The 25,838-nt window shown below is 43.2% G+C and carries 37 protein-coding genes; 5 read left to right on the top strand and 32 right to left on the bottom strand.

Annotated features, from left to right (window positions below):
• Nucleotides 1-157: 157 nt before the first annotated feature.
• The 3 genes from FEN17_RS13970 to FEN17_RS13960 all read right to left on the bottom strand — a co-directional run bounded on the left by FEN17_RS13970 (nt 158) and on the right by FEN17_RS13960 (nt 3,186).
• Nucleotides 158-934, bottom strand: coding sequence for a LytR/AlgR family response regulator transcription factor (locus FEN17_RS13970; RefSeq protein WP_138365964.1), 777 nt, complete (start codon nt 932-934; stop codon nt 158-160).
• Nucleotides 918-2,366 carry a histidine kinase gene (locus FEN17_RS13965; protein WP_138365963.1) on the bottom strand — a complete coding sequence of 483 codons (1,449 nt, stop codon included), beginning with the start codon at nt 2,364-2,366 and terminating at the stop codon, nt 918-920. The genes FEN17_RS13970 and FEN17_RS13965 overlap by 17 nt, the downstream gene beginning before the upstream one ends.
• Before the next feature lie 181 nt (nt 2,367-2,547).
• Nucleotides 2,548-3,186 carry a 3-keto-disaccharide hydrolase gene (locus FEN17_RS13960; protein ID WP_138365962.1) on the bottom strand — a complete coding sequence of 213 codons (639 nt, stop codon included), beginning with the start codon at nt 3,184-3,186 and terminating at the stop codon, nt 2,548-2,550.
• Between the two features lie 95 nt (nt 3,187-3,281).
• Between FEN17_RS13960 and FEN17_RS13955 the strand changes: the two genes are divergently transcribed.
• The gene (locus FEN17_RS13955; RefSeq protein WP_138365961.1) at nt 3,282-3,794 is read left to right on the top strand and encodes a fasciclin domain-containing protein; all 513 of its coding nucleotides are present in this window, start codon (nt 3,282-3,284) and stop codon (nt 3,792-3,794) included.
• 73 nt (nt 3,795-3,867) lie between these two features.
• Here the strand turns inward: FEN17_RS13955 and FEN17_RS13950 are convergent, their stop codons facing one another.
• Nucleotides 3,868-4,287: a nucleoside-diphosphate kinase gene (locus FEN17_RS13950; RefSeq protein ID WP_138365960.1), complete on the bottom strand. Its 420-nt coding sequence runs from the start codon at nt 4,285-4,287 to the stop codon at nt 3,868-3,870.
• A 200-nt stretch (nt 4,288-4,487) separates the two neighbouring features.
• On the opposite strand from FEN17_RS13950, the gene FEN17_RS13945 reads away from it, so the two are divergent.
• From FEN17_RS13945 to FEN17_RS13930, 4 genes are all read left to right on the top strand, one after another.
• Nucleotides 4,488-5,522, top strand: a complete 1,035-nt coding sequence (locus FEN17_RS13945; protein WP_138365959.1) for a DHH family phosphoesterase — start codon at nt 4,488-4,490, stop codon at nt 5,520-5,522.
• A gap of 58 nt (nt 5,523-5,580) precedes the next feature.
• Entirely contained in the window at nt 5,581-6,486 is a 906-nt protein-coding gene (locus tag FEN17_RS13940) for an FKBP-type peptidyl-prolyl cis-trans isomerase (RefSeq protein ID WP_138365958.1), read from the top strand.
• Between the two features lie 86 nt (nt 6,487-6,572).
• Nucleotides 6,573-7,148, top strand: a complete 576-nt coding sequence (gene rdgB, locus FEN17_RS13935) for an RdgB/HAM1 family non-canonical purine NTP pyrophosphatase (RefSeq protein WP_138365957.1) — start codon at nt 6,573-6,575, stop codon at nt 7,146-7,148.
• A 27-nt stretch (nt 7,149-7,175) separates the two neighbouring features.
• Nucleotides 7,176-8,069 (top strand): polyphosphate kinase 2 family protein, encoded by an 894-nt coding sequence (locus FEN17_RS13930; protein ID WP_138365956.1) that lies wholly within the window; start codon nt 7,176-7,178, stop codon nt 8,067-8,069.
• Between the two features lie 82 nt (nt 8,070-8,151).
• Here FEN17_RS13930 and FEN17_RS13925 read toward each other — a convergent pair whose 3' ends face one another.
• The 28 genes from FEN17_RS13925 to rplP form a co-directional block, all read right to left on the bottom strand.
• On the bottom strand, nt 8,152-9,102 hold the full coding sequence (locus FEN17_RS13925; RefSeq protein ID WP_138365955.1) for a DUF8428 domain-containing protein: 951 nt from the start codon (nt 9,100-9,102) through the stop codon (nt 8,152-8,154).
• Nucleotides 9,103-9,420: 318 nt separating this feature from the next.
• A complete protein-coding gene (locus FEN17_RS13920) occupies nt 9,421-9,960 on the bottom strand; it encodes a hypothetical protein (protein WP_229208816.1) in 540 nt (179 codons plus the stop codon).
• A gap of 147 nt (nt 9,961-10,107) precedes the next feature.
• Nucleotides 10,108-11,640 (bottom strand): 2,3-bisphosphoglycerate-independent phosphoglycerate mutase, encoded by a 1,533-nt coding sequence (gene gpmI / locus FEN17_RS13915; protein ID WP_138365953.1) that lies wholly within the window; start codon nt 11,638-11,640, stop codon nt 10,108-10,110.
• A 19-nt stretch (nt 11,641-11,659) separates the two neighbouring features.
• On the bottom strand, nt 11,660-11,989 hold the full coding sequence (locus tag FEN17_RS13910) for an FtsB family cell division protein (protein WP_138365952.1): 330 nt from the start codon (nt 11,987-11,989) through the stop codon (nt 11,660-11,662).
• A 56-nt stretch (nt 11,990-12,045) separates the two neighbouring features.
• Nucleotides 12,046-13,317: a phosphopyruvate hydratase gene (eno, locus tag FEN17_RS13905; RefSeq protein WP_138365951.1), complete on the bottom strand. Its 1,272-nt coding sequence runs from the start codon at nt 13,315-13,317 to the stop codon at nt 12,046-12,048.
• A 150-nt stretch (nt 13,318-13,467) separates the two neighbouring features.
• Nucleotides 13,468-14,571: a glutamine-hydrolyzing carbamoyl-phosphate synthase small subunit gene (gene carA, locus FEN17_RS13900; protein ID WP_138365950.1), complete on the bottom strand. Its 1,104-nt coding sequence runs from the start codon at nt 14,569-14,571 to the stop codon at nt 13,468-13,470.
• A gap of 149 nt (nt 14,572-14,720) precedes the next feature.
• Nucleotides 14,721-15,278, bottom strand: coding sequence for a 50S ribosomal protein L17 (gene rplQ, locus FEN17_RS13895; RefSeq protein WP_138365949.1), 558 nt, complete (start codon nt 15,276-15,278; stop codon nt 14,721-14,723).
• Nucleotides 15,279-15,346: 68 nt separating this feature from the next.
• Nucleotides 15,347-16,336 carry a DNA-directed RNA polymerase subunit alpha gene (locus FEN17_RS13890; protein ID WP_138365948.1) on the bottom strand — a complete coding sequence of 330 codons (990 nt, stop codon included), beginning with the start codon at nt 16,334-16,336 and terminating at the stop codon, nt 15,347-15,349.
• Nucleotides 16,337-16,468: 132 nt separating this feature from the next.
• Nucleotides 16,469-17,074 carry a 30S ribosomal protein S4 gene (gene rpsD / locus FEN17_RS13885; protein WP_138365947.1) on the bottom strand — a complete coding sequence of 202 codons (606 nt, stop codon included), beginning with the start codon at nt 17,072-17,074 and terminating at the stop codon, nt 16,469-16,471.
• An 88-nt stretch (nt 17,075-17,162) separates the two neighbouring features.
• On the bottom strand, nt 17,163-17,558 hold the full coding sequence (gene rpsK, locus FEN17_RS13880) for a 30S ribosomal protein S11 (RefSeq protein ID WP_031528731.1): 396 nt from the start codon (nt 17,556-17,558) through the stop codon (nt 17,163-17,165).
• A gap of 42 nt (nt 17,559-17,600) precedes the next feature.
• A complete protein-coding gene (gene rpsM / locus FEN17_RS13875; protein ID WP_138365946.1) occupies nt 17,601-17,978 on the bottom strand; it encodes a 30S ribosomal protein S13 in 378 nt (125 codons plus the stop codon).
• A gap of 5 nt (nt 17,979-17,983) precedes the next feature.
• Complete coding sequence (gene ykgO / locus FEN17_RS13870) at nt 17,984-18,100, bottom strand: type B 50S ribosomal protein L36 (RefSeq protein ID WP_015813811.1); 117 nt, start codon at nt 18,098-18,100, stop codon at nt 17,984-17,986.
• Nucleotides 18,101-18,139: 39 nt separating this feature from the next.
• Nucleotides 18,140-18,358 (bottom strand): translation initiation factor IF-1, encoded by a 219-nt coding sequence (infA, locus tag FEN17_RS13865; protein WP_015813810.1) that lies wholly within the window; start codon nt 18,356-18,358, stop codon nt 18,140-18,142.
• A 12-nt stretch (nt 18,359-18,370) separates the two neighbouring features.
• Nucleotides 18,371-19,168 (bottom strand): type I methionyl aminopeptidase, encoded by a 798-nt coding sequence (gene map / locus FEN17_RS13860; RefSeq protein WP_138365945.1) that lies wholly within the window; start codon nt 19,166-19,168, stop codon nt 18,371-18,373.
• 4 nt (nt 19,169-19,172) lie between these two features.
• Nucleotides 19,173-20,486, bottom strand: a complete 1,314-nt coding sequence (gene secY / locus FEN17_RS13855) for a preprotein translocase subunit SecY (RefSeq protein ID WP_138365944.1) — start codon at nt 20,484-20,486, stop codon at nt 19,173-19,175.
• 52 nt (nt 20,487-20,538) lie between these two features.
• Entirely contained in the window at nt 20,539-20,985 is a 447-nt protein-coding gene (rplO, locus tag FEN17_RS13850; protein ID WP_138365943.1) for a 50S ribosomal protein L15, read from the bottom strand.
• Between the two features lie 13 nt (nt 20,986-20,998).
• Entirely contained in the window at nt 20,999-21,178 is a 180-nt protein-coding gene (rpmD, locus tag FEN17_RS13845) for a 50S ribosomal protein L30 (RefSeq protein WP_138365942.1), read from the bottom strand.
• 33 nt (nt 21,179-21,211) lie between these two features.
• Entirely contained in the window at nt 21,212-21,727 is a 516-nt protein-coding gene (gene rpsE / locus FEN17_RS13840) for a 30S ribosomal protein S5 (protein ID WP_138365941.1), read from the bottom strand.
• A 13-nt stretch (nt 21,728-21,740) separates the two neighbouring features.
• Nucleotides 21,741-22,094 (bottom strand): 50S ribosomal protein L18, encoded by a 354-nt coding sequence (rplR, locus tag FEN17_RS13835; RefSeq protein ID WP_138365940.1) that lies wholly within the window; start codon nt 22,092-22,094, stop codon nt 21,741-21,743.
• Nucleotides 22,095-22,141: 47 nt separating this feature from the next.
• Nucleotides 22,142-22,699: a 50S ribosomal protein L6 gene (gene rplF, locus FEN17_RS13830; protein ID WP_138365939.1), complete on the bottom strand. Its 558-nt coding sequence runs from the start codon at nt 22,697-22,699 to the stop codon at nt 22,142-22,144.
• A 21-nt stretch (nt 22,700-22,720) separates the two neighbouring features.
• Nucleotides 22,721-23,119: a 30S ribosomal protein S8 gene (gene rpsH, locus FEN17_RS13825; RefSeq protein ID WP_138365938.1), complete on the bottom strand. Its 399-nt coding sequence runs from the start codon at nt 23,117-23,119 to the stop codon at nt 22,721-22,723.
• 77 nt (nt 23,120-23,196) lie between these two features.
• On the bottom strand, nt 23,197-23,466 hold the full coding sequence (gene rpsN / locus FEN17_RS13820; protein ID WP_138365937.1) for a 30S ribosomal protein S14: 270 nt from the start codon (nt 23,464-23,466) through the stop codon (nt 23,197-23,199).
• 34 nt (nt 23,467-23,500) lie between these two features.
• Nucleotides 23,501-24,055 carry a 50S ribosomal protein L5 gene (rplE, locus tag FEN17_RS13815; RefSeq protein ID WP_138365936.1) on the bottom strand — a complete coding sequence of 185 codons (555 nt, stop codon included), beginning with the start codon at nt 24,053-24,055 and terminating at the stop codon, nt 23,501-23,503.
• A gap of 70 nt (nt 24,056-24,125) precedes the next feature.
• Nucleotides 24,126-24,467: a 50S ribosomal protein L24 gene (gene rplX / locus FEN17_RS13810; RefSeq protein WP_138365935.1), complete on the bottom strand. Its 342-nt coding sequence runs from the start codon at nt 24,465-24,467 to the stop codon at nt 24,126-24,128.
• Between the two features lie 45 nt (nt 24,468-24,512).
• On the bottom strand, nt 24,513-24,881 hold the full coding sequence (rplN, locus tag FEN17_RS13805) for a 50S ribosomal protein L14 (protein WP_138365934.1): 369 nt from the start codon (nt 24,879-24,881) through the stop codon (nt 24,513-24,515).
• Nucleotides 24,882-24,883: 2 nt separating this feature from the next.
• Nucleotides 24,884-25,147, bottom strand: coding sequence for a 30S ribosomal protein S17 (gene rpsQ / locus FEN17_RS13800; RefSeq protein ID WP_138365933.1), 264 nt, complete (start codon nt 25,145-25,147; stop codon nt 24,884-24,886).
• Between the two features lie 15 nt (nt 25,148-25,162).
• Nucleotides 25,163-25,357 (bottom strand): 50S ribosomal protein L29, encoded by a 195-nt coding sequence (gene rpmC / locus FEN17_RS13795; RefSeq protein WP_138365932.1) that lies wholly within the window; start codon nt 25,355-25,357, stop codon nt 25,163-25,165.
• A 41-nt stretch (nt 25,358-25,398) separates the two neighbouring features.
• Nucleotides 25,399-25,824, bottom strand: coding sequence for a 50S ribosomal protein L16 (gene rplP / locus FEN17_RS13790; RefSeq protein ID WP_138365931.1), 426 nt, complete (start codon nt 25,822-25,824; stop codon nt 25,399-25,401).
• Between the last annotated feature and the right edge of the window lie 14 nt (nt 25,825-25,838).

Below are 25,838 nucleotides of genomic sequence, written 5' to 3'. Positions count from 1 at the left end.
ACACTTGCAACAAACTCCTGAAAGACTAAGAATACGCTGACAAACAGTCGCTTAAACTATGAAAATATCGATGGGATTTAAAACAGGGGCGCAATTTAGGAATAAGTAGCTCCCCTTCAAAATCATATTGAAGAGCCGCTGTAATTAGGTAACCTGTTTAATTATCAAGAAGATGCCTGATCGCGTCGGCATAAGTACTGCCGCTGGTAACCTGCGAAGCCTTCCGGTCGCGAAGGATGATCACATATTTACCGTTGAAGTGCTTCTGGATTTCCTTGATGTGGTGGGAGTTGACAATCCCGGCGCGGCTGACGCGGAGATAATGCTTGGGAAGCTTTTCTTCCAGTGAGGTCAAGGTATAATTGAGCAGATATTTCTGGCCATCGAGGGTATTCAGGAAAACATATTTTTCCTCTGCTTCAAAATGCGTGATCTCCGTCATCGGGATCAGCAGGATGCGGTCGCCTGATTTTACGGACAAAGAAAAGATCTCCTTCTTCGGCTTCATTTCTTCCAGAAGCCTCAGCAGGTTGTCGGAATATGGATTTGCGCTTCCCGGTACGTGCGCTTTGGTAATGTTCTTGATCTTCTCAATGGTCTTGATCAGGCGCTCATTTTCAACTGGTTTTAATAAATAATCGACAGAATTCTCTTCAAATGCCCGGATCGCATATTGGTCATAAGCTGTTGAAAATACTACCAGCGGCATTTTTGTCAGTTTCGAAAGCATTTCAAAACCATTGAGCAGCGGCATTTCAATGTCGAGAAAGATAACGTCCGGGCTGAATTTGTCGATTTCCACCAAACCTTCTGCACCATTCCGGGCTTCGGAAACGATTGTGAAAACTTCGGAATGTTTCTCCAACAACCTCCTCAGCCTGCTCAGTGCCAGAGGCTCGTCGTCGATAATGATGGTTTTAAGAGGAAACTGCATGATTGGATTGTTGCTGGTTCTTGATAGCCGATTTTTGAATGGCAATGTTGACTGACTTATCCGGCGAATTATGAAGTTCAAGTTTGGCAAATTCTCCATAAAGCAATTTCAGCTTATCCTGAATACTCCGGATCCCATAACCCGCGCCCATGGTTTCAGGGAATGCAGGACCGTTGTCGTGGACGCACAAATGCAGCCAGTCATTTTCCTCATAAATCTTCACCACAATGCTCCCCTGCTCCGCCATTTTGGAGATACCGTGCTTGATCGCATTCTCGACAATCGGTTGCAGGATAAACTTGGGCACCTGCAAATCCCGTAATCCATCATTCGTCACCTCGACGGTGAACCTGAGCCGGTTTCCAAATCTAACTTTCTCCACCTGCAGGTAAGTTTCCACCATTTCCAGCTCATTTTCAATCGTATCAAAATAATCATTGGTATTGCGGCCCGTCGTGTAGCGGAACAATTTGGAGAGCAGCAAAGTCATTTCCTCGGCTTTATCGGGATCTTCGTGTACCAGGCTGGCAATGCTGTTTAATGCATTATATAAAAAGTGCGGATTAATCCTGGCTTGCAGTGCGTCAAGTTCTGCGCGTGTTTTTAGTTTTTCAAGATTTAAAAGCTGGTATTCCTGGTCGGAAATTTTGCGGGAAATCTGTTTTCCTTCGCGGCTCAGAAAATAAAAAACGTTGGCAATGATAATAGGGCCGATCATATACCAGTACCAGGGCGCATTCTGACCGGCTTCCGTGGGATATTTGATTTTGTAATCCTCTACAATGTGCGTCCCGAAATAGAAGTAAATAAAAATCCCGAGCACATTATTCATTAAGAAAACAGCGGCCGTCAGGATAATGTGTTTGACGTACAGCTTTTTAAGGAACATATCGAGCCACGAAGTGAGGACCTGAGTAAGCAGTATTGTAAAAATGCCGGCTACCACATTGTTCAGTACCAAATACTGATACAGCTTAATCCTGACCGGCTCGTCGGTATAGACAATCTCTGCCGTGAAATAGGCAATTGCATTGATACCATATAAAATGATGGCTCCCAGCAATGTTGCCACCAATGTGCCGACCCAGCCCTGATTTTGAATAATCCCGATCAGACTGAAATCCTGCCAGCGAAAAGACCTTTCCTGAGAAGTAAAACTGAAATTCGCCCCCTCTACCTGCGCCCCGGTCAGGTCTACGTCCGACATGCTGCTGAAACTCAGGTCTGCATTCCTTAAATCCGAGTTTTTGAATGTGGTACCATCCAGTGAGCAAAAACGCAGCTTGGCATTGCGCAGGTTGGCACCATTGAAATTGATCTCCCGCAGGCTGGAAAAACTGAAATCCGAGTTTTCCAGGTTCATATTGCTAAAATCTCTGCCGTCGAGCGATGAAGCCGTCATGCGCATCGGCTTCACTTTACTGTCATCCATGGGTTATCATTACAAAAGGTTTTTACTGAGTGCATCGGCCGTCGTTAAAAAAATCATGGCTAATAAATCTGTGTGTTGCTTGACACAAATCTATCAGCCATGAAATCTTTAATTAAATGAATTCCGACGAACCACCCTTTTCCCGTGGATGAGTTTGCCGGGCAGCAGCATGAAAAATTGATTATTTCAATTCTTCCAGCATAATGTTTTTCCAGCGAACCTTGATACCGCCGCCGTCGTGGATCTGCAATGCAATGCCACCTTCACCGGCGCCGATTTTAGCGTCCGTAAAATCAACCATTTCATGACCATTCAGCCAGGTTTGGGTGCGGTCGCCTTCGGCGCGGATGCGCAGGGTGTTCCACTCGCCCATTTTTAAAAATCCTTCTTTTTCGTCCGGGATTTGTACCAGCCAGTTGCGACCATAAGATTCGTAGATACCGCCAGTATCATGGTTTGGCGGCGCCACTTCTACCTGCCAGCCCGAAACTTTTGTACCGTCAACAGTCGAGCGGAAGAAAACACCGCTGTTACCATTTGCCTCCTGCTTGAATTGCAGCGACAGGTCGAAGTTTTTGTAAAATTTGTCTGTAGTGAGGTAACCATACTTTTTATCAGGTCCGCTTTCACAGATCAGCTCGCCGTTTTCTACGTACCATTTTTCGGTACCATTGACTTTCCAGCCGCTCAGATCTTTTCCATTAAATAACTTAACCGGCTTTTTTTCAGGACCGGCAGGATTTTCTTTTACTACCAGAAAAGCGGAATTCAGGAACAAAACAGCCGCGCAGACAAGAAATAAATGTCTTGGTTTTAACATAAGGATAAGCAGGTTAGGATTAAAAAAATTACTTTGGGAATGTGGTCAAAATACATTTTCCATTAGTTTTACGGAAAATAACCAATGGGAAAGCTATGAAAAAAAACCGTTTTGTAGGGCGTTTTGCGACATTTTTTTTGATTGCAGGTCTGTTTTCAGTGATTGCGTTTTCTTGTAAAGAAAACGATGATGACCTCGTAAAGCCCATCACGATTACGGATATCATTCTTACAAATGAGCAATTCAGTATCCTCCGTGACATCATGCTGACCGCTGAGATGACCGATGCCCTGCGCAGCCAGAACTTCACACTTTTCGCGCCTAATAATGCTGCGTTTGGAAAGGCAAATATTTTTGCTGCTAGCGTTATTACTGGTCCGGGCAAAGATTCAGCGCGTATCTTTCTTCAAAATCACATCATTAAAAAAACGATGTCCTATGCTGACCTGATGAAATCAACCAGCGAACTGACGATCACGCAGAAGACACTGAACATCACAAAAGTTGACAGCACAGTTGCGATCAACAAATCGGACATTGTTATCAGAGATGTGAATGCTGCAAACGGACTGATCCAGGTAATCGACAGTGTAGCCTTCCGCAAGTAGGTTTTCACAATAAAATATAAAAGCAAAGGCCCGGCAGAAATTTTCTGCAGGGCCTTCTTATTGGAATGCTGTATTAATATTGATCGACGTGGGCGAAGAAAAAGCTTCCTTCGATTTGCGCATTCTCATCAGAATCTGATCCGTGAATTGCATTTGCTTCCATCGAGATTGCGAACAATTTGCGGATTGTACCTTCGGCAGCATTAGCCGGGTTGGTCGCTCCGATCAATGTACGGAAGTCGGCTACTGCGTTTTCTTTTTCCAAAATCATAGGGACAATCGGGCCCGACGACATGTATTTGCAAAGATCATTATAAAAAGGGCGCTCGCTGTGCACCGCGTAAAACTCACCCGCACGCTCCGGAGTCAGCAATGTTTTTTTCAAAGCAACCACGCGAAACCCAGCGGCTTCGATCATTTTAATAATGGAACCAGAGTGACCGTCCTTTACAGCGTCCGGCTTGATCATGGTGAATGTTCTATTCGTTGGCATACAATCGGCTTTATTTGTTTTTTGCTGCAAAACTACAATTTTTCACCTGATATTCGCCGCACATTCTGCATTGACACACTGCGCGCGGAAAGAGACTGTGTTACCGACCTTTAGTGTTCAGTATTAAGCAAATCCCAACAGTTTTGTTAATTTTGGGGCTTCATTACTACAAGTGAATTCCCCTTTTGAATTAAATAACTGTGAATCAAACGATTGAAGAGCTCAGCTCTTTTTTGTCAACTCCCCAAAAAATCATCATTACGATGCACCGCGACCCGGACGCCGACGCGCTGGGATCTTCGCTTGGGTGGGCAAGTTATTTGCTGAAAAAGGGCCATGAAGTTGCTGTTATCAGTCCCACGGACTATGCTGCGAACCTTCGGTGGATGTCCGGGATGGACCAGGTGCTGGTGTTTGAAAGACAAGCCGATCAGGTAAAATGCAGGAAAAAAATCGAGCAGGCAACATTGATTTGCTGCCTCGATTTTTCAGCATTATCCCGCTTAAAAGATCTCGGACGCGTGGTACAGGATGCCGCCGCCGTGAAGCTAATGATCGATCACCACCTCGAACCCGAACATTTTGCGAAGTGGATGATCTGGGATACCAATGCTGCTGCCACGGCCCAGCTTGTTTATGCGCTGATCAAAGAACTGGAAGCAGGACTTACCACCCAGGAGATTTTTGACAAATCGATGGCGGAATGTTTGTATGCAGGCATTATGACCGATACCGGCTCATTCCGTCACGCAAATGTTACTCCGGAAGTGCATTTGGCGGTAGCTGATCTGATGCTGACAGGTTTTGATTGCAGCCGTGTTCACAGGCTGATCTATGATAATGCGCCCCTATCGCGGTTACAGTTTTTAGGCTACGTTTTGTCTCAAAAACTCGTGGTTCTTCCGCAATACCGGACTGCCTATATGGTCCTGACCGAAGCTGAACTCGCTAGATTCAATTCCAGCTCGGGTGAGACGGAGGGTATTGTGAATTATGGTTTGCAGGTGGAGAATGTTGTGATGTCGGCGATGTTTATTGAGCGGAAAGGAGAAGTGAAAATTTCTTTCAGATCAGTCGGTTCTTTTTCAGTGAGAGACCTCGCAAGTGCACATTTCAGCGGCGGCGGGCATAAGAATGCATCCGGTGGCCGATCAGAACAATCAGTGAATGAAACGGTTGCCTATTTTTTGAGCGTGCTTCCCGAATACCAGGAGGCACTTTTAAGCGTTGACTAACATTAAAAATTGTATAGCTAAAAAAATCACTCTAATATTTTCTAATTAACACAATCCAATGAATCTTAAAACAATCGGTTATGCAATGGGCATAACTATTCTCGCAACTGCTTGCAACAAATACAAGACGCAAGTCACGGACAGCGGCCTTAAGTACCAGATATTTGATCACAATGATGATGCGAGAAAAGCGAAGCTCGGAGACATTATGACGTTCCACCTGGTTCTGAAAAATGGTACCGATTCTACTTTAAGAGATACATATAAAGAAGGCACTCCCGCTAAAATGGTGTTGCAGCCGCCACAATACAAAGGCAGCTTCGAAGAAGGACTTACCCTGCTCGCAGCCGGCGACAGCGCCAAATTCATGATCAATGCAGATACACTTTTTGCAAAAATCGGTCAGCCTATGCCTCCGATGATCAAAAAAGGTTCTGAGCTGAGCTTTACCGTGAAAGTGATGAGCGTACTTACTTCTGAGGAGTTCCAGAAACAACAATCGGAAGCTGGCGCGAAACAAAAAACGATCGATGACAAAACCATCCAGGCTTTTCTTGCAAAAAACAACATGAAGGACAAGGCGCGTAAAACTGCTTCGGGACTTTATTACGTACCATTGGCGGAAGGCGCAGGCGCTAGCCCAAAAGCTGGCGACAATGTGAAAGTACATTACACAGGCAAGTTCCTGGACGGAAAAGAATTTGACAGCTCTAAAAACCAGGGCAAACCGCTTGAATTGCAGGTTGGTGCCGGAATGGTGATTCCAGGCTGGGATGAAGGTTTAATGTTGATGAAAAAAGGCGATAAAGGAATTCTGCTAATCCCGTCAGGATTGGCCTATGGCCCTGAAACTTATGGCCCGATCCCTGGCAACTCGGTGCTTCAATTTGAAATGGAGCTGATCGATTTCGGTAAAGGTCCCCAGCAGCCAGCTGGCCAGGCCATCGCACCACCGACAAAATAAACCGGTTATAGATTTTTTGGACGGCCACTTCACAAGAGTGGCCGTTTTTTTATGTAAAATGCAAACCCTATAAATCGGATTACAAAATGAAATTGTGTTTCGCGACCAACAATCTCCACAAACTCAGAGAAATTCAGGCATTATTGGGCGACCAGTTTGAACTCGTCACTTTGCAGGACATCGGCTGCCACGAGGAAATTCCCGAACCTTATGATACCATCGCGGAGAATTCCATGGGGAAAGCCAGGTACGTTTTTGAACATTACGGTATCGATTGTTTTGCCGACGATACCGGTCTGATCGTAGATTCACTGGGTGGCGAGCCTGGTGTGATTTCGGCCATGTATGCCGGGCCGCAGCGGAGCCATGGCGATAATATGAATTTATTACTCAATAAGTTAGCTTCAAAAACCGACCGGAGCGCAAAGTTCACTACCATCATTACATTGGTATTGAATGGAGAATACCAGCAGTTTGAAGGTAATGTTGAAGGCCAAATCATCTTTGAAAAACGCGGAAATGAAGGCTTTGGCTATGATCCAATCTTTGTTCCTGATGGTTTTGACAAAACATTTGCCGAAATGACATTAACCGAAAAATCTCTTCTGAGCCACAGGTCGCGCGCTTTTGCGAAGCTGGTGGCTTTTCTAAAAAACAAATGATTTGTTCATCAACTAACCATTAAAAATATGGCTGACTTCAATGCTGAGGATTACCGGTTCGACGGAAGCAAGAAATTCGATATCAGTAAGGCGAAAACCAAGTTTAAAGACATTTATGGTGATAAGGAGGAATACGAATCCATGCAGGAGGAATCTGCCAAAGAACTGGACGAGCTGCAAAGCTTAATGTATGCCCATAACCGGTATGGCTTGCTGGTAATTTTCCAGGCGATGGACGCGGCCGGGAAGGATGGTACGATCAAGCACGTTCTGTCCGGCGTGAACCCGGTGGGCGTGAAAATACATTCGTTCAAGAGACCTACTGAAACAGAATTGGGTCATGATTTTTTATGGAGGACCAACCAGGTACTGCCGCAAAGAGGTACCATCACTATTTTCAATCGTAGTTATTACGAAGAAGTGCTGGTGGTAAAGGTAGAGCCGGATATCCTGACAACTTCTCAGAGATTACCAGTTGAACTGACGGCCGATATGGACAAACTTTGGAAAAACCGGTATTCTGACATTCGTAATCTTGAAAAGTATTTGTACCGGAATGGGATAAGAGTGATCAAGTTTTTCCTGAATGTATCCAAGGAAGAACAGGCAGAACGGCTGATCGAGCGGATTGAGGATAAGTCCAAAAACTGGAAGTTTGAAGAGCAGGATGTGAAAGTACGCGACAAATGGGATGACTATATGCAGGCCTACGAAGATTGCATCAATGCTACGGCTGCCAAGAAAGCGCCCTGGTATGTAATCCCCGCCGATGACAAGAAGAACCTTCGCCTGACTGTCGCGAAGATCGTGGCCGAAGAATTGGGCAAGATGGATATGAGCTATCCTGATTTAGGTCCGGAGCGTGCTGAAGAGTTGCATAAATTCATCAATGTGATCAATGCGCAAACCCAGGATTCCTGATCAATATAATTACTACTTACAACGAGAAAAGGCGGCCGAGATTCGGCCGCCTTTATAGCTATGCATGGTGTGAAGATAGATCTTATTTGATGACAAAGTTGCCTCCACCGATTTTATAACCCTCAGCATACAACTCTACATTGTATTTTCCTGGACGGAACTGTGAGGTGTTATCGTACAACAATTCAACTTGCTGGTTGTTGTTCTGGTAAGCCACAGACTCACGAGCTGTAAATTTCGATGGCGCACCATCTACTTCAAATTCACCTGAACCAGTTGCATTGTCTGACAAAACTGCTCCTTCCGGATCAAGTACTCTTACATAAATGTCTTTTGATTCTTGGGCAGTCAGCTCATTTTCAGGCAGTGTGAAGACAAATTTCAATTTATCCACTTTTTTGGATTTGTATTCTTCTCTGTCTTTTACTTTACCTCTTGAATTAACAGTCAGGATTTTCAGGTTTTGAGCTTTCAATGCTGCTGCTTTACTTACTTTCGAGCTCAATTCTTTGTTAGCCGCAGTAAATGTTGTTACTGAATCGGTTAACTCAGCCTGGCGTTGAACCAGTCTCTCACGCTCGCTGGTCAATGTACCTACGTGGGTGCTCAAAGAATCGTTAGAAGCTACCAGATGCTCATTTTCAGCCTTAAGCTGTGCGATCATCTCGTCTTTCTCGGTCAGGAATTTTTCGTATTCCTTAATTTTTCCAAGATACTTGTTGGTTTCCACTCTTTTGCTGCGGCTGAAAGCGAGTTTATCTGCTTCCAATTTCTCTTTTACTTTGGTCAATTCCGTAATGTCACCGCCTAATCTTTCAACTTCCGCAATTTTCGAGTCCAGAACTGTTGAAATAGAGTCCAGTTTAGTTTTGGTTACAGCCAATTCTCTGGCTTTTTCAACCACCATTGATTCTTGCTGCGTCAACTCTTGTTTTTGAGTCGTAAACAGGTAGCCAAACATGGCCGTCGCTAGCCCCAGGACAACAACCATTGCCCAGGCTATGCTTTGCTTATTTTTCTGTTCTTGTTGCATTGAAATAGGTATTTATTTTGTGATTTAGTTTACATGTTGACAATGTGTTGAGGTCTACATGGTTAATGTTATTTCAACCAATTGTGTGCCGACTTCAATTTTAAGTACCTGTTTGCACGCAGCTTACAGAGAGGACTATGACCGCTCATAACATTAAAAAGGCTCAAAACACAATGTTTTGAGCCTTTTTAGCTAACAACTTAAAATTGGTGGTCTGACGCGCTGGGCTTCACTTACATAAATCGGCGGTAAAAAAATTGGGTAATGTTTACCCAAAATATGGTGTAAGGATACAAAATTCTGGCTTCGCTCAACCCGCTAAAATCCTATTTTTGATGTAATATGGAAGGACTTCTTATCAGTGAAAATCAGCTTTTGGTATCCATCCACCGAAAATGAGGAAACTTGCCAGAGATTGTTGATTTGGGCACATCTGAGCTCTATTGTTTTTTCAGATTTGTAAATCCTGTTTTCCGATTTCAGTATAGCTTTTATATAAACTGGCTGATTAACAACTGAATCTGTTACAATTTTCAAATACTGCACGGTGGCCTGCATCTCAGGCTTCAACTTATATTCATATTCAGCAGAGTCGCGGCGAGAAACATTATAGCTGATACGATAAGACGGCTTGTTAATGTCAGCCTGAACAAAAAGCTCCAACTCCTTTTTCCAGTCAATATCCTTCGTTTTGATCTGCTCCGACTTACCATTAAGGACGGCTGTTTTTGAAACTTCCGGCTTTTTTTCTTCCAGATAAACAATCTGATTCTCAACAAAACCTTTCAGATCATAATAATGCTTTTCATTTTTCTCCTCCACTTTTTTGGTCTGACAGGCAGTAACCAGAAACAGCATTGATAGAATCTGAAATGTTTTTGAGAAGCTCGGGGAGCTTCCACATCTTATAGTCCGGGGCATTTTCAAAGTACTTATTGTCATTTAAAAGAACAGAGAGCCTCGGGTAAGACTCTCTGTCAACTAACACCTTTTGGGCTGAATAAATTACAAAATGCTGGTTCCGGTCATTTCAGCCGGTTTCGGAACACCAATCAGTTCCAGGATGGTCGGCGCAATATCAGCTAACTTACCATCTTTAATCGGCTGGTGCGGATCATTGTCCACCAAAATACAAGGTACCAGGTTGAGTGAATGCGCGGTATTCGGCGAACCATCATCATTCATCATATAATCCGAATTCCCGTGATCCGCAATGATAATCGATGCATAACCATGCGCAAGACCCGTTGTTACCACCGCCTGCACACATTGATCAACCGTCTCGCAGGCTTTCACAGCCGCTTCAAAAACGCCGGTGTGTCCTACCATATCCGCATTTGCGAAATTGAGGCATACAAAATCTACCTCGCCTTTTTCCAATTCAGGCACAATTTTATCCCGCAGATCAAAAGCCGACATTTCGGGTTGAAGATCGTACGTCGCCACTTTTGGTGACGGGCACAAAAGTCTGCTTTCTCCTTCAAAAGGTTTCTCGCGACCGCCTGAAAAGAAGAATGTTACGTGCGGATATTTCTCAGTCTCAGCAATCCGGATCTGCTTTTTACCTGCACCTTCCAACACTTCGCCCAACGTATTGTTCAGATTATCTTTATCAAAAATCACCCCGACACCCGTGAAAGTATCGTCGTAATTTGTCATGGTAATGTATTTCAAATCGAGCTTGTGCATGTTTTGCTCGTGGAAATCCTGTTGCGTCAATACCTCCGTGATTTCACGTCCGCGGTCAGTCCGAAAATTAAAGCAAAGCACGACATCGCCATTTTCAATGACTGCAATCGGGGCGCCCTGTTCATTGGTTGCAATGATCGGTAGGATAAACTCGTCGGTCACGCCCTCTTCATAAGATGCCTGGACGGCTTTCAGGATATCTGCGGCCGGCACGTGCTTTCCTTCTCCATGCACCATGGCGTCGTAAGCAAGCTTCACACGCTCCCAGCGCTTATCCCGGTCCATCGCATAATATCTGCCGGTAATGCTGGCCAGCTGACCTGTGGATTGCGACATAGAGGCCTGCAAGTCAGTCAGGAATCCCAGCCCACTCTTCGGATCTGTATCTCGACCATCTGTAAATGCATGCACAAAAACATTCGATACACCCTGTTCCGCCGCGATTTTGCAGAGACCTTTCAAATGCTCAATGTGCGAGTGCACGCCACCATCAGAAGCCAGTCCGATGAAATGTACCTTTTTGCCATTTTGCTTGGCATAATTGAGTGCATTTACCAATACAGGTTCTTTACCCAATGTTCCCTCAGAAACAGCGAGATTAATTTTAACCAAATCCTGATAAACCACACGACCTGCACCCAGATTGGTATGCCCTACTTCCGAGTTACCCATCTGCCCATCCGGTAATCCGACGGCCAGGCCGCTCGCTTCCAGTTTGCTGTGTGGGTATTTTTGTAAAATGCTATCGTAAAACGGGGTCTTCGCAGCAATGATAGCGGAACGGTTCTCTTCGCCGTTTTTGGCGATGCCCCAGCCGTCCATGATGATGAGAATGACTTTATTGCTCAATGTGAGTGAATGTTAAGAATTATTCTTTTTTGCTTTCTGCGGGCTGATTGTTTTCATCGACGATGACGTACACCTGCTCATTGGGCTTACGCATCAAAAACTTCTCGCGCGCCAGTTTTTCTAGCATTTTCGGATTACCAAAAACTTCTCTACGCTCTTCTTTTACCTGAACGATCTTCTCAAGAAGAACTGTTTTCTCCTTTTCAAGCTCTCTCATTTTGGACCGGTTTTCAAAAACCACCCTGAGATTATTATTGTCAAGCAAAGAAATCCAGACTACCCAAGCCAGCAATGTGGCGATGTAGAAGTTTCTAAGCGTATGCAGAGACCAGAATGATTTGTTTTTCATATCGAAATGTCCCTAAAAAAGAACCGGAGTGATGTGCTCCGGTTCTTGATATGTTGTTAGAATTTCAAACCTGGGAAGTATGCGCTTTCGCCGAGTTCTTCTTCGATGCGCAGCAGCTGGTTATATTTCGCCATACGGTCAGAACGTGAAGCCGAACCGGTTTTAATCTGGCCGGTGTTCAAAGCCACCGCAAGATCAGCGATGGTAGCATCTTCTGTTTCACCGGAGCGGTGCGACATAATGCTCTTATAGCTGTTACGTTTTGCAAGGTTAACCGTATCGATAGTCTCAGTCAAAGAACCAATTTGGTTTACTTTTACCAAAACTGCATTCGCGATCTGTGATTCGATTCCTTGTTGCAGACGGGTTACATTGGTCACGAACAAATCGTCTCCAACCAGCTGGCATTTACTGCCGACAGAATCTGTCAAAGTTTTCCATCCAGCCCAGTCATCCTCATCCATACCATCTTCGATAGAAATGATCGGATATTTAGCAACCCACTGAGTCCAGTAGTCAGCCATTTCAGGAGAAGTCAATTTACGGCCATCCGATTTTTTGAAATGGTACAAACCATCTTCGTAAAATTCAGAAACCGCTGCATCCATCGCGATGAAAATTTCTTCACCTGGCTTATATCCCGCTTTTTCGATCGCCTGAATAACTATCTCAATTGCTTCTTCATTAGACTTGATATTTGGTGCAAATCCACCTTCGTCCCCTACGTTGGTAGAGTAACCTTTGCTTTTCAATACGGTTTTCAATGTATGGAAAACCTCCACGCCCATTCTCAAAGCCTGAGAGAATGTATCAGCTTTTGCCGGCATGATCATGAATTCCTGGAAATCGATGGAGTTATCTGCGTGGCTACCACCATTCAGAATGTTCATCATCGGAACCGGAAGCGTGTTGGCATTTGTACCACCTACGTAGCGGTAAAGTGGCAGGTTCGCTTCCTGAGCAGCAGCCTTAGCAGCAGCAAGAGATACACCCAGAATCGCATTGGCTCCCAATTTTGCTTTGTTAGGCGTGCCATCCAGTTCAAGCATAATTTTGTCGATCAGGTTTTGCTCAAATACGGAGCAGCCGATCAATTCAGGAAAGATGATATCGTTTACATTTTCAACTGCTTTCAAAACACCTTTGCCCACGTAAACGCTTTTGTCGTCGTCACGAAGTTCAACAGCTTCGTGTTTTCCGGTAGAAGCTCCTGACGGAACTGCTGCGCGGCCCAGATAACCATTTTCGGTACGTATATCTACTTCTATCGTTGGGTTTCCTCTTGAATCCAGAATTTGTCTTGCATGTACTGACTGAATCGTACTCATTTGCAGCTTGTGGTTTGATTAGAAATTGAAATATGTTAACGGTACAAAATAACACAAAAAATCTTCATCCGTCTATTACAATTTAGTTATCAATGCCTCGAAAGGTGCTTTAAAAGAAAAAACCTCCGGGTTTCGGAGGTTTTCGAAGGTTTAGTTGGCACTGAGCAACTTAATAAATTCGTCAAAAAGATATCTTGAATCATGCGGTCCGGGCGATGCTTCGGGGTGATATTGTACCGAAAACGCCGGGTAATCCTTTCTTCTGATTCCCTCAATGGTTTTATCATTAAGATTGACGTGGGTAATCTCGATATCCGGATGATCTTCAATTTCGTCAGGCTTCACCGCGAATCCGTGATTTTGCGAAGTAATCTCGCAGAGTCCGGTAATCAGGTTTTTCACCGGGTGATTTAATCCTCTGTGCCCGTGATGCATTTTGTAGGTACTTATTCCGCTTGACAAAGCTAGCAACTGATGTCCCAAGCAAATCCCAAATAGTGGTTTGTTGCTTTTGATCATCTCATTTACGCTTTCCACTGCATATAGCATGGCTGATGGATCACCAGGGCCATTTGAGATAAAGAATCCATCCGGATTCCACTGCATGACCTCTTCAAATGGTGTTTTTGCAGGAAAAACCTTGCAATAGCAACCTCTTGACGTCAGGTTATTTAGAATGCTCTTTTTAATTCCGTAATCCATAACAGCGATTCTCCACTTGCTGCTCTGCTCATCCCCCATGTAGTAAGGCACCTCCGTCGTCACCTGCGAGGATAGTTCCAGACCATCCATCGAAGGAATTCTTTTCAACTCCTCCATCAATTGCGCCTCATCCAGAATTTCCGAAGAGATGATCGCATTCATCACACCTTTTTCTCTTACGTGACGTACCAGGTGCCGGGTATCGACATTGCTGATACCCACGATGTTGGCGCGCTCAAAATATTCCTGCAAAGAAAAGTCAGCAGTATCCCGGGAATAAATGGTCGAGAAAGTATTGCAGACCATCCCCCTGATTTTCACAGACGAAGATTCCTCTTCATCCTCTAACTGGACCCCGTAGTTGCCAATGTGCGAATTGGTGTTTACAATGATTTGCCCGTAGTACGAAGGATCAGTATAAATTTCCTGGTATCCCGTCATTCCGGTATTGAAACAGATCTCACCGCCGGTGGTACCATGCTTCCCCAAAGCCAATCCTTTGTATGCTGTTCCATCTTCCAGCAATAATAGCGCTTCCTTTTTTTGATTCATATGCGAGGTATTCTATTACTGTTCTTTGAGCAGGAATGGTTCCCTACTGGTGATTTAAAAAAACCGGTGCAAAAATAGAGATTTTTGCTAAAAAAAAGGGTTAAACGAAACCGTTCAACCCTTCTACTATTTTTTATTGATTTCCAAGACTATTCTTTTTCAGTTTCGCCTGGTGTTTCATCAACTTGTTTTGCTTCGTCCGCAGCTGGTTCAGACTCCTCAACAATCGGATGATCTTCCTTTTTAACAGGTGCAGAAGCTTGTACATCTGATTCCGCTTTCTTCACACCACCTCTTCTGCTGCGGCGTGTTTTAGCTGGTTTGTCAGCATTTGCAAGTAACAATGCATCATTGAAGTCAACCAATTCAATCAATGCAGTTTCAGCCGCATCACCTAATCTGTTTCCAAGTTTGATGATACGGGTGTATCCACCTGGACGTGAAGCGATTTTATCAGAAACAGCGCCGAAAAGCTCTTTCGTAGACTCTTTGTCATTCAGATAGGAAAATACAATCCTTCTGTTGTGAGTCGAATCTTCTTTTGCGCGAGTCAAAAGAGGCTCCACATACTTACGAAGTTCTTTTGCTTTTGCTAATGTTGTTTCAATTCTCTTGTGGATAATCAGGGATGACGCCATGTTTGAAAGCATCGCCTTGCGGTGAGATGCTGTTCTTCCCAAATGATTATCTTTCTTACCGTGTCTCATTGTTTTTTTGTTTAGTTGCTTCGAGCTGCGTTTTGCGCGCTACAGAATACATACTTATGATGGAATAATTAATCCTCGTCAAGGCGGTATTTCGCCACGTCCATTCCAAATGTGAGTTGTTTGTCAGCGACAAGCTGCTCCAACTCGGTCAAAGACTTTTTACCAAAATTGCGGAACTTCATCATGTCCGAAATTTCAAGTCTTACCAAATCACCCAATGATTTAACATCTGCTGATTTCAAACAGTTATAGGCACGTACAGAAAGATCCAGTTCAGACAATGAAGTCTTCAACAGTTTTCTCATCCGCAACATTTCCTCATCAACCTGGTTATCTTCTTCTGCTTTCTGCTTCTCAAACGTCATTGTTTGATCAGAGAACAACATAAAGTGTTGAATCAAAATATTTGCTGCACCTTTCAACGCATCTTCCGGATGGATAGAACCATCAGTTTGAATATCGATTAAAAGACGCTCATAATCCGTACGTTGCTCAACACGTGTATTTTCTACACTGTATTTGACATTTTTGATAGGTGTGTAGATCGAGTCTACTGCGATATAACCAAAAGGCAATTCATTTGCTCTTGGCTCATCAGCAGGAACATATCCTCTTCCCTTGTCCAGCAAAAGCTCCATTTCGAACTCTTTCTGGTCATCTATATGACAAATTACCTGATCCGGGTTCAACACTTCAAAAGCGTTGGTAAACTTACCAATGTCTCCAGCTGTGATAGAGGAAACATTTTTTAGGTTAACGACGATCCTGCTTTCACTCAGATCTGAAACTTTTTTAAAGCGAACCATTTTCAGGTTCAGGATGATTTCAGTTACATCCTCAACAATACCTTCGATAGAAGAAAATTCATGAAGAACACCAGGGAACTTCACGCTTGTTATGGCGTAACCCTCCAAAGATGAAAGAAGTATTCTACGTAACGCATTACCAATTGTTACGCCGTACCCTTTCTCTAAAGGCTTAAACTCAAACAACCCGTGAAAGTCATCTGCTTTTTCCATGACGACCTTATCAGGCATTTGGAAAGCTAATATTGACATAGTCCTTGCTCCTTTTATAGTAGTAAATGATAGTTGATCACGCTACCGTTACCTTTGCGATCGCAAAAATTTGCTGTTTCCAGCGTAAAAAGCACTCCCTCTAAAAAAGAGGAAGCGCCAATATTTTGAAGATTATTTAGAATACAACTCAACGATAAGCTGCTCGTTGATGTTTTCCGGGATTTGCTCACGTTCTGGGAAAGTAACAAACTTTCCTGACAATTGCTGACCATCCCACTCCAGCCAGTTGAAACCTTTGGAGCTATGTCCTGCCAGACTGTCTGTAACTGCTTCAAGAGATTTGGATTTCTCTCTAACGGTTACCACCTGACCCGGACGTAATGAGTAAGAAGGAATGTTAACGATTTCACCGTCAACAAGAATGTGTTTATGGCCAACAAGTTGGCGGGCAGCGCGTCTTGTAGGAGCGATACCTAAACGATAAACTGTGTTATCCAAACGAGCTTCGCAGTATTTCAGAAGGTTTTCACCAGTGATTCCCTCTTTAATAGAAGCTTTTTCAAACAGGTTACGGAATTGTCTCTCAAGAATACCGTAAATAAATTTCACCTTTTGCTTTTCCATCAACTGTAAAGCGTACTCTGATTTCTTTGAGCGGCGACCCTTTCCGTGCATGCCGGGAGGGTAATTTTTCTTAGCAAGCGCTTTGCTCGGACCCATGATGGGTTCTCCGTAACGTCTTGCGATCTTTGATTTGGGACCTGTATAACGTGCCATTAAAAACTTTTTGTTTACTTATTAATTAAAACCATTCAGTAACCCCAGTGTCCAAATTACGAATGGGTATCTTATCAGATACGATTTACTATACTCTACGACGTTTTGGAGGACGGCAGCCGTTGTGAGGAAGCGGAGTGATATCGCGAATGGTAGTCACTTCGATACCCGCATTCTGGATAGTACGAATGGCTGATTCACGACCAGATCCTGGTCCTTTCACAAATACCTCTGCTTTACGCATTCCAAGATCAAATGCTACCTGAGCTGCACTCTGCGCTGCTGTCTGAGCTGCGTACGGCGTATTTTTCTTGGAACCACGGAATCCCATTTTACCAGCAGAACCCCAAGAAATCACTTGTCCGTTGCTGTTTGTAATTGAGATAATAATATTGTTGAAAGAAGCTTTAATGTGAACCTGTCCAACAGATTCCACTACAACAACTCTCTTTTTTGCTTTATCCTTTCTTTTGTTCTGTGCCATTGCTGATTTAATAAGTTGTGGATCGAATCCACTGCTCATTGGTTATTTAGTAGCCTTTTTCTTGTTCGCGATTGTTTTGCGTTTACCCTTACGAGTACGTGAATTATTTTTAGTTCTCTGTCCACGCAATGGCAATCCCTTACGATGACGAAGACCACGATAACAAGCAATGTCCATCAAGCGTTTAATGCTCAGCTGCACCTCAGATTTAAGTGCTCCTTCAACTTTATATTCACCGGCAATAACCGCACGAATTGCACCAGACTCATCGTCAGACCAGTCAATTACTTTCTTGTTTAAATCAACACCCGCTTTATCAAGAATCTTTTTAGCAGAGCTACGTCCAATTCCAAAAATATAAGTCAGTGAGATTTCGCCTCTTTTGCGGTCGGGAATATCAACTCCAGAAATACGTGCCATAATGATTATCCTTGTCTTTGTTTATACCGTGGGTTCTTCTTGTTAATAACATAAACTTTACCCTTCCGGCGGATCACTTTGCAGTCCTCGCTGCGCTTTTTTACTGATGCTTTAACCTTCATCTGATTATACTTATGTGTTAATTTAAGGTGATCGACTCCTTATTTATACCGGTAGGTTATTCTGGCCTTCGATAGGTCATAAGGTGACATTTCCAATTTTACGCGGTCTCCCGGTAATATCTTAATATAGTGCATTCTCATTTTACCAGATATATGAGCAATCACTTCATGCTTATTCTCCAATACAACCCGAAACATTGCGTTTGACAAAGCTTCGAGAATTACTCCATCTTGTTCGATTGATGCTTGTTTTGCCATTCGTAGCGTTTATTACTTCACTTCCACCATAAGGCTGGTGTTGGCCGTTACTTTTTCTATGTAATCGAATGTTGTCAGAATTTCAGCTTGACCTTTGCGTACTACCACCGTGTGTTCAAAGTGAGCGGAATATTTTCTATCACTTGTTCGGATAGTCCATCCATCTCGTTCCTGCATCACCGATTTCGTACCCAGATTGATCATCGGTTCAATGGCAAGTACCATTCCCTCACGCAATCTTATTCCTTTACCCCTCTTTCCATAATTAGGAACTTCCGGGCTTTCATGAAGATCTTTTCCCACTCCATGCCCTACCAATTCCCTAACTACCGAATACCCTCTTTCCTCCACATAACTTTGAACCGCATGTCCAATGTCACCAACTCTCAATCCATCAACCGCTTGATCTATTCCTTTATAAAGTGATCTTTTGGTAGCAGTCAAAAGATTCATCACCTCTTTGGAAACTTCTCCAACAGGATAGGTGTAAGCACTATCACTGTGGTATCCGTTCAACTTTACCCCGCAATCGATAGAGATGATATCTCCTTCTTTTAATACGTAGCTGCTTGGAAAACCGTGAACAACTACTTCATTTACGGATATGCAAAGCGAGGCTGGAAATTTATTGAAACCCTTAAACGAAGGAATTCCGCCGAAATCTCTGATATACTCCTCAGCTACTGCGTCGAGCTTGCTGGTAGCTATACCCGGTTTTACCCAAGTTGCCACCTCCGCATGTGCCTTTCCGAGAACCTGAGCACTATCTTTGATGAGGTTTATTTCTTCCTCTGTTTTAAGATAAATCATCCTATCAGATCGCTACGCTCTCCGTTCTGCCTTTAACTCTTCCTGATTTCATCAACCCTTCATATCTTCTCATCAGAAGGTAACTTTCAACTTGCTGTAAAGTATCAAGGACAACACCCACCATAATAAGAAGGGATGTTCCACCGAAGAAGTGAGCGAAATCTGTCGAAACTCCCAAAAGACTCGCGAATGCTGGCAATGTTGCCACAATAGCAAGCATCAAAGATCCAGGGAAAGTAATACGATCCAAAACCGAGCTAATGTACTCTGAAGTCTGCTGACCTGGTTTAACACCTGGAATGAAACCGTTCCCTCTTTTCATATCATCAGCTATTTGGTGCGGGTTAACCGAGATCGCCGTGTAGAAAAAGGTGAAAACAATAATCAATACGGCGAATAACAAATTGTACTGCCAGGTTGTATAATTAGCAAAGATGGTAGCGACGTTACTCGCAAAGTCACTCTTCTCGGCAAAATAAGATGCTCCCAAAGACGGAATAAACATCAATGCCTGAGCAAAAATGATAGGCATAACACCCGCCGCATTCAGTTTCAAAGGAAGGTATTGACGTTGCCCGCCCATAACCCGGTTACCTACAACTTGCTTAGCATACTGAATTGGAATCCTGCGAACTGCCTGTGTCAACATAACAGCTCCCATAATCACGAAATACAACGCTACAATCTCTAACACAAATAAGAGGATCTGACCGCTACCACGTGAAACAAACTCCTTGTAAATAGCACCAGGAAAACGAGATACAATGCCGATCATGATCAACATTGAAATACCATTGCCTATACCCTTATCGGTAATTCTCTCGCCTAGCCACATACAGAACATTGTTCCGGCAGTCAAAACGAAAACTGATGAAATAGAGAAGAAGCTTCTGGAAACCAACAGCGCCTCATCCGGCACAGTCGTATTCAAATAAGCAGTGCCTTGAACCAGCGTAACAACAATTGTTAATACCCTTGTAATTTGATTCAACTTTTTGCGACCTGATTCACCCTCTTTCTGCATTTTCTGAAAGTATGGCAAAGCCATTGTTAACAGCTGAATTGCAATCGAGGCAGAAATGTAGGGCATGATACCCAATGCAAAAATAGAGGCCTTGCTAAAAGCGCCTCCTAAAAATGTATCCAGAAGTCCCAGCAACCCCTGAGTAGAAACGTTCATTTGATCCGGTTCAACACCAGGCAATGCCACGTAAGACCCCAAACGAAAAATAGTTATAAACAAAAGAGTGTTGAGAATACGTGTTCTCAACTCCTCAATCGCAAATATATGTTTTATAGTTTCTACGAATCGTTTCATTTTGTGGGCTTACATTAGCCTAACAGATAGTAAAGTTTACCTGAAAGCACAATTACAATTTAACCGCCTTACCTCCTGCTTTCTCAATCGACTCCGCAGCCGCTGCTGAAAATCCATGTGCATGGATTTCAACTGCTACCGAAATCTCTCCACGGTTAAGGATCTTGATCAAATCCTTTTTTGCAGACAAACCATGCTCGACAATCACCTCAGGGGTAATAACCTTCACATCAATTTTTTCTGCAAGAGCTTGGATTGCATCCAAATTAAGAGCTTTGTATTCTACTCTATTAATGTTGTTAAATCCAAACTTAGGCAAACGTCTTTGAAGAGGCATCTGACCACCTTCAAATCCTAATTTGCGGCTGTAACCAGAACGGGATTGTGCACCCTTATGACCACGTGCAGATGTTCCTCCTCTGCCTGAGCCCTGACCACGTCCAACCCGCTTCCCAACTTTAACAGAGCCTGCTGCCGGTTTTAATGAACTAAGATTCATACTATCGTATCTATTAAATTTCTTCAACTTTTACCAAATGGCTTACTTTACGGATCATTCCCGCAATCGCATCGCTATTTTCCTTTTCTACTGACCGGTTTAATTTACCAAGGCCCAGCGCTTTGATCGTTAGCTTCTGACGCTCCGGACGATCAATCGTGCTCTTAATTTGTGTAATGCGTACTTTTGACATGATTACTTTCAGATAAAGAAAAGCCTGTAAAGCTTATCCGTTGAATACCTTATCCAGTTTAACACTGCGTTGGAACGCTATCTGGTGAGGAGCTCTCATTTTCAAAAGAGCATCTATTGTAGCTTTGATAACGTTGTGAGGATTGGAAGATCCTTTTGATTTAGCAAGTACGTCTTTAATTCCTGCACTTTCCAAAACAGCACGCATCGGACCACCTGCCAGAACACCAGTACCAGGAGCAGCTGGTTTAATCAATACGAAACCGCCGCTAAATTTTCCCTCCATTTCGTGAGGAACAGTATGTTTTAGCATTGGAACCTGAATCAGGTTTTTCTTCGCATCATCGATACCTTTTGCAATTGCATCAGTTACCTCGTTAGCTTTACCTAAACCATAACCCACAACTCCGTTTCCGTCACCTACGACGACGATCGCTGAAAAGCTAAAACGACGACCACCTTTTACTACTTTTGCAACCCGATTGATCGCTACAACGCGTTCTTTCAAGTCTGATTCGTTAACCTTTGAAGGTCTTGTAACTGTAGACATAGTCTTGATATACTTAGAATTTCAGGCCACCCTCACGAGCTCCTTCGGCCAATGCTTTTACCTTTCCATGATACAAATATCCATTACGATCAAAAACAACCGCCTGGATGCCTGCCTCTTGTGCTTTTTCAGCAATTTTCTTTCCAACCTGGGAAGCTACCTCAACATTTGAGTTCTCTTTTCTTCCTCCAAGGTCCACCGATGATGCGCTAGCAAGCGTTACACCATTGATGTCATCTATTATTTGTGCGTAAATAGAGGTATTAGAGCGAAATACCGATAATCTCGGACGTTCAACACTACCTTTTACCCTTTTACGAATATGTAGCTTTAGACGTGTTCTTCTGTCTGCTTTTGCGTTAGCCATTTTAATCTTATCTAACTTTATTTATAACATTAATCTTTGGTAACGTACTATTTCTTAGAAGCAGACTTTCCAGCCTTACGACGAACGACTTCACCAACAAATCGAATACCCTTGCCTTTGTATGGCTCTACTTTTCTCAATGACTTGATTTTCGCAGCAACTGATCCAATCAACTCTTTATCAATTCCTTCCAGGATAACCTTCGGGTTTTGTCCTTTTTCAGAAGTAGTAGTTAACTTGATCTCTTCCGGAATTGCCATAAAAATATTGTGAGAATAACCCAACTGCAATTCAAGAACATTGTTTGCAGCGCTAGCTTTGTAACCAACACCAATAATCTCCAATTCCTTTTTGTAGCCTGAACCGACACCAATGACCATATTATTGATCAAAGAACGGTACAAACCATGCAAAGCTTTGTGACGTTTTTGTTCCGTTGGACGCTTCACTTTCAGTTCATTACCTTCCACTTCTACTGAAATATCGGAGTCAACAGCCTGAGTAAGTGTACCCTTTGGACCTTTTACTGATACGAGGTTATCCTCTGCAACTGACACGGAAACTCCTGCCGGCAAAACGATAACTTTATTTCCTATTCGTGACATTTCCTGAATAACTTTAAAATATTAATACACGAAACACAACACTTCGCCACCAACATTCAGCGTTTTGGCCTCCTTATCAGTCATCACACCTTTTGATGTAGAAATAATCACTGTTCCCAAACCACCTAAAACTCGTGGCAATGTGGTTGAACCTGAATATTTACGTAGTCCTGGCTTACTAATTCTCTCCAATTTCACAATTGCAGATTGCTTTGTGACAGGGTTATATTTCAAAGCAATTTTAATTGTTCCCTGAGGACCAACCTCGTCAAACTTGTAACTTTGAATATATCCTTTGTCAAAAAGTACTTTTGTAATTTCTCTCTTTATGTTGGATGCAGGTATCTCAACAACCCGGTGCTTCGCTTTGATAGCGTTTCTGAGTCTCGTCAGATAGTCTGCTATGGGATCCGTTAACATTTTTTATGCCTGGTTTAAACACCCCCTTAAAACGGGAGTGCAAAGTTAAGTAATTGAAATCAGAATTGAAAGTATTCTTACCAACTTGATTTTGTGACCCCAGGGATTTTTCCATCAGAGGCCATGTCGCGGAAAAGAACTCTGGAAATTCCAAATTTCCTCATATACCCACGAGGCCTTCCCGTGATCTTGCACCGGTTGTGAAGGCGGACAGGAGAAGAGTTGCGAGGTAATTTGTCAAGACCCACCCAATCCTCAGCTGCTTTCAGCTTCTTACGCTTGTCGGCGTACTTGGCTACTAGCTCTTGTCTTTTTCTCTCTCTTGCTTTAACTGATTCTTTTGCCATTGTCGGTAAATAATCTTAGTATTAGGTATTATCCTTATTTATTCGCGTTGGTGAAAGGCATTCCAAGTGCTTTCAGCAGCTCATAACTTTCTTCATCAGAATTGCTCGAAGTCACAAACGTGATATCCATCCCAGTGATCTTATTCACTTTTTCAATACTGATCTCAGGGAAGATAATCTGCTCTTTTACACCAAATGTGTAATTTCCACGTCCATCAAAACCTTTGTCGCTGATACCTTTGAAGTCTCTAACCCGAGGCATCGCAATAGTTGTCAATCTGTCGAGGAATTCATACATGCGATCGCCTCTCAAAGTAACCTTTGCGCCGATTGGCATGTTCTCTCTCAACTTGAAGTTCGAAACCGCCTTTTTAGAAATGGTAGCAACCGCTTTCTGGCCGGTGATCAAACTGAGTTCTTCAACTCCAACATCTACCAGTTTTTTGTCAGCTACTGCTGCACCGATTCCCTTATTGATCACAATCTTGGTCAAACGGGGAACCTGCATGCTAGACTTATACTGAAATTTACCTTTCAGCTGCTCTACAACTTCCTTTACGTATTTTTCTTTTAATCTTGGCTGTGCCATTTTTCTAAACAGTTAGGTGGATTGCCGACCCACACGCATTATTTGATAACTAACTTTAACGAAATCAGGATTACAATAAGTTACCTGACTTTTTCGCGAAACGCTGCAACTTACCTTTGTCATTTGCTTTGCGACCTGTTCTGGTTGCTTCGCCAGTCTTAGGATCAACCACCATCAGATTGCTGATGTGAATGGCTCCTTCGCGCTTCTCAATGCTACCTTGTGGGTTTTGTGCATTTGGCTTAACATGTTTTGTGATCATGTTAACACCTTCCACAGTAGCTCTTAATTTTTCTACAAGTACCTTCTTGATTACACCGGATTCACCTTTCGCGTTTCCAGAAATCACCTTTACGGTATCTCCTTTGCGAATATGTAATTTTGCAGGTGCCTTTTTATTTGAACTTTCCATTGAGGTATTTTCTTAACAGTTTAAAGAAATACAGTGATCGATTTCTTACAACACTTCCGGTGCCAGAGAAACGATCTTCATAAATTGCTTCTCACGCAATTCCCTTGCAACAGGGCCGAAGATCCGCGTGCCCCTTGGCTCATCATTATTGTTCAATAACACCGCAGCATTATCTTCAAATCTGATGTATGTACCATCTTTACGTCTCACTTCTTTTTTCGTGCGCACCACTACGGCTTTTGAAACCGTACCTTTCTTCATATTGCTCGAAGATAAAGCAGCCTTTACTGTTACGACGATCTTATCGCCAACTGAGGCATAACGCTTTCCTGTTCCACCAAGCACCCGGATCACGAGTACTTCTTTCGCTCCGCTGTTATCTGCTACTGACAGTCTTGATTCTTGTTGTACCATGATTACTTAGCTCTTTCAAGGATTTCTACTAATCTCCAACGCTTATTTTTGCTAAGCGGACGAGTCTCCATCACCTTGATCGTATCACCGATACCGACCTGGTTTGTCTCATCATGCACCATCAGTTTGGTAGTTTTAGTCATAAACTTACCATACTTGGCATGCTTTACTTTACGCTCAACAGTGATCACACAGGATTTCTCCATTTTGTTGCTCACTACTTTGCCTATCCTTTCTTTACGTAAATTTCTTTCTGTTGCCTCCATAATTTCTAAACTGATTTACTGCTGGTTAGATTTAGCCGACAGTTCGGTTAAGAGTCTTGCAATTTCCTTACGTGAGGCGCGAATACGCAGGGGGTTCTCAATCGGAGAAATCGCATGCGCAAATTTCAACCGGAGTAGGCGCTCTCTCTCTTGGGAGATCTGCTCTTTAAGCTGATCTTGCGAAAGATCCTTTATTTCTTTACTAGTCATTGCTTTAAATAATTAGTGTTCTTAATACGGTGGGGTTAACCCTATTCCTGATAATCCCGACGTACCACGAACTTCGTTTTAATTGGCAGTTTTTGTGCAGCCAAACGCAACGCCTCATTTGCAGTATCGAGCTCAACACCAGTTGCCTCAAAAATGATGGTACCTGGTTTAACCGGTGCGACCCAATATTCAGGGGCACCTTTTCCTTTACCCATACGAACCTCAGCAGGCTTTTTAGTGATAGGTTTGTCTGGAAAAATGCGGATCCAAACTTGCCCTTCACGTTTCATAGCACGGGTAACGGAGATACGGGCAGCTTCAATTTGTCGTGCAGTCAACCAACCTGGTTCGAGCGCTTTAATAGCAAACGATCCAAAAGCGATCTCATGTCCGCGAGTAGCCAAACCGTTGTACGATCCCTTTCCCTTTTGTTGCTTGCGAAATTTTGTCCTTTTCGGCTGTAACATGATCTAATCTATTT

This window comes from Dyadobacter luticola, from assembly GCF_005860805.1.
Classification (GTDB): domain Bacteria; phylum Bacteroidota; class Bacteroidia; order Cytophagales; family Spirosomataceae; genus Dyadobacter; species Dyadobacter luticola.
Note: the sequence above shows the minus strand (reverse complement) of the source record. Positions and strands in the feature narration are given on the sequence as shown.

What these genes read in the sequence shown, in the direction of transcription:
- FEN17_RS13970 (WP_138365964.1), bottom strand. Translation starts at nt 934, where the DNA reads ATGCAGTTTCCTCTTAAAACCATCATTATCGACGACGAGCCTCTGGCA.
- ykgO (WP_015813811.1), bottom strand. Translation starts at nt 18,100, where the DNA reads ATGAAGGTTAAAGCATCAGTAAAAAAGCGCAGCGAGGACTGCAAAGTG.
- rpsE (WP_138365941.1), bottom strand. Translation starts at nt 21,727, where the DNA reads ATGTCTACAGTTACAAGACCTTCAAAGGTTAACGAATCAGACTTGAAA.
- FEN17_RS13925 (WP_138365955.1), bottom strand. Translation starts at nt 9,102, where the DNA reads ATGCAACAAGAACAGAAAAATAAGCAAAGCATAGCCTGGGCAATGGTT.
- rpsM (WP_138365946.1), bottom strand. Translation starts at nt 17,978, where the DNA reads ATGGCACGTATTTCTGGAGTTGATATTCCCGACCGCAAAAGAGGCGAA.
- rdgB (WP_138365957.1), top strand. Translation starts at nt 6,573, where the DNA reads ATGAAATTGTGTTTCGCGACCAACAATCTCCACAAACTCAGAGAAATT.
- rplN (WP_138365934.1), bottom strand. Translation starts at nt 24,881, where the DNA reads ATGGTACAACAAGAATCAAGACTGTCAGTAGCAGATAACAGCGGAGCG.
- rpsK (WP_031528731.1), bottom strand. Translation starts at nt 17,558, where the DNA reads ATGGCACAGAACAAAAGAAAGGATAAAGCAAAAAAGAGAGTTGTTGTA.
- rpsN (WP_138365937.1), bottom strand. Translation starts at nt 23,466, where the DNA reads ATGGCAAAAGAATCAGTTAAAGCAAGAGAGAGAAAAAGACAAGAGCTA.
- FEN17_RS13950 (WP_138365960.1), bottom strand. Translation starts at nt 4,287, where the DNA reads ATGCCAACGAATAGAACATTCACCATGATCAAGCCGGACGCTGTAAAG.
- rplQ (WP_138365949.1), bottom strand. Translation starts at nt 15,278, where the DNA reads ATGAGACACGGTAAGAAAGATAATCATTTGGGAAGAACAGCATCTCAC.
- secY (WP_138365944.1), bottom strand. Translation starts at nt 20,486, where the DNA reads ATGAAACGATTCGTAGAAACTATAAAACATATATTTGCGATTGAGGAG.
- FEN17_RS13960 (WP_138365962.1), bottom strand. Translation starts at nt 3,186, where the DNA reads ATGTTAAAACCAAGACATTTATTTCTTGTCTGCGCGGCTGTTTTGTTC.
- FEN17_RS13910 (WP_138365952.1), bottom strand. Translation starts at nt 11,989, where the DNA reads ATGAAAAACAAATCATTCTGGTCTCTGCATACGCTTAGAAACTTCTAC.
- rpmC (WP_138365932.1), bottom strand. Translation starts at nt 25,357, where the DNA reads ATGACTAGTAAAGAAATAAAGGATCTTTCGCAAGATCAGCTTAAAGAG.
- rpsD (WP_138365947.1), bottom strand. Translation starts at nt 17,074, where the DNA reads ATGGCACGTTATACAGGTCCCAAATCAAAGATCGCAAGACGTTACGGA.
- FEN17_RS13890 (WP_138365948.1), bottom strand. Translation starts at nt 16,336, where the DNA reads ATGTCAATATTAGCTTTCCAAATGCCTGATAAGGTCGTCATGGAAAAA.
- rplR (WP_138365940.1), bottom strand. Translation starts at nt 22,094, where the DNA reads ATGGCTAACGCAAAAGCAGACAGAAGAACACGTCTAAAGCTACATATT.
- infA (WP_015813810.1), bottom strand. Translation starts at nt 18,358, where the DNA reads ATGGCAAAACAAGCATCAATCGAACAAGATGGAGTAATTCTCGAAGCT.
- rplE (WP_138365936.1), bottom strand. Translation starts at nt 24,055, where the DNA reads ATGGCACAGCCAAGATTAAAAGAAAAATACGTAAAGGAAGTTGTAGAG.
- rplO (WP_138365943.1), bottom strand. Translation starts at nt 20,985, where the DNA reads ATGAATCTTAGTTCATTAAAACCGGCAGCAGGCTCTGTTAAAGTTGGG.
- rplP (WP_138365931.1), bottom strand. Translation starts at nt 25,824, where the DNA reads ATGTTACAGCCGAAAAGGACAAAATTTCGCAAGCAACAAAAGGGAAAG.
- rplX (WP_138365935.1), bottom strand. Translation starts at nt 24,467, where the DNA reads ATGGAAAGTTCAAATAAAAAGGCACCTGCAAAATTACATATTCGCAAA.
- FEN17_RS13955 (WP_138365961.1), top strand. Translation starts at nt 3,282, where the DNA reads ATGAAAAAAAACCGTTTTGTAGGGCGTTTTGCGACATTTTTTTTGATT.
- FEN17_RS13965 (WP_138365963.1), bottom strand. Translation starts at nt 2,366, where the DNA reads ATGGATGACAGTAAAGTGAAGCCGATGCGCATGACGGCTTCATCGCTC.
- FEN17_RS13930 (WP_138365956.1), top strand. Translation starts at nt 7,176, where the DNA reads ATGGCTGACTTCAATGCTGAGGATTACCGGTTCGACGGAAGCAAGAAA.
- FEN17_RS13920 (WP_229208816.1), bottom strand. Translation starts at nt 9,960, where the DNA reads ATGCTGTTTCTGGTTACTGCCTGTCAGACCAAAAAAGTGGAGGAGAAA.
- rplF (WP_138365939.1), bottom strand. Translation starts at nt 22,699, where the DNA reads ATGTCACGAATAGGAAATAAAGTTATCGTTTTGCCGGCAGGAGTTTCC.
- FEN17_RS13940 (WP_138365958.1), top strand. Translation starts at nt 5,581, where the DNA reads ATGAATCTTAAAACAATCGGTTATGCAATGGGCATAACTATTCTCGCA.
- rpsQ (WP_138365933.1), bottom strand. Translation starts at nt 25,147, where the DNA reads ATGGAGGCAACAGAAAGAAATTTACGTAAAGAAAGGATAGGCAAAGTA.
- eno (WP_138365951.1), bottom strand. Translation starts at nt 13,317, where the DNA reads ATGAGTACGATTCAGTCAGTACATGCAAGACAAATTCTGGATTCAAGA.
- carA (WP_138365950.1), bottom strand. Translation starts at nt 14,571, where the DNA reads ATGAATCAAAAAAAGGAAGCGCTATTATTGCTGGAAGATGGAACAGCA.
- map (WP_138365945.1), bottom strand. Translation starts at nt 19,168, where the DNA reads ATGATTTATCTTAAAACAGAGGAAGAAATAAACCTCATCAAAGATAGT.
- rpsH (WP_138365938.1), bottom strand. Translation starts at nt 23,119, where the DNA reads ATGTTAACGGATCCCATAGCAGACTATCTGACGAGACTCAGAAACGCT.
- rpmD (WP_138365942.1), bottom strand. Translation starts at nt 21,178, where the DNA reads ATGTCAAAAGTACGCATTACACAAATTAAGAGCACGATTGATCGTCCG.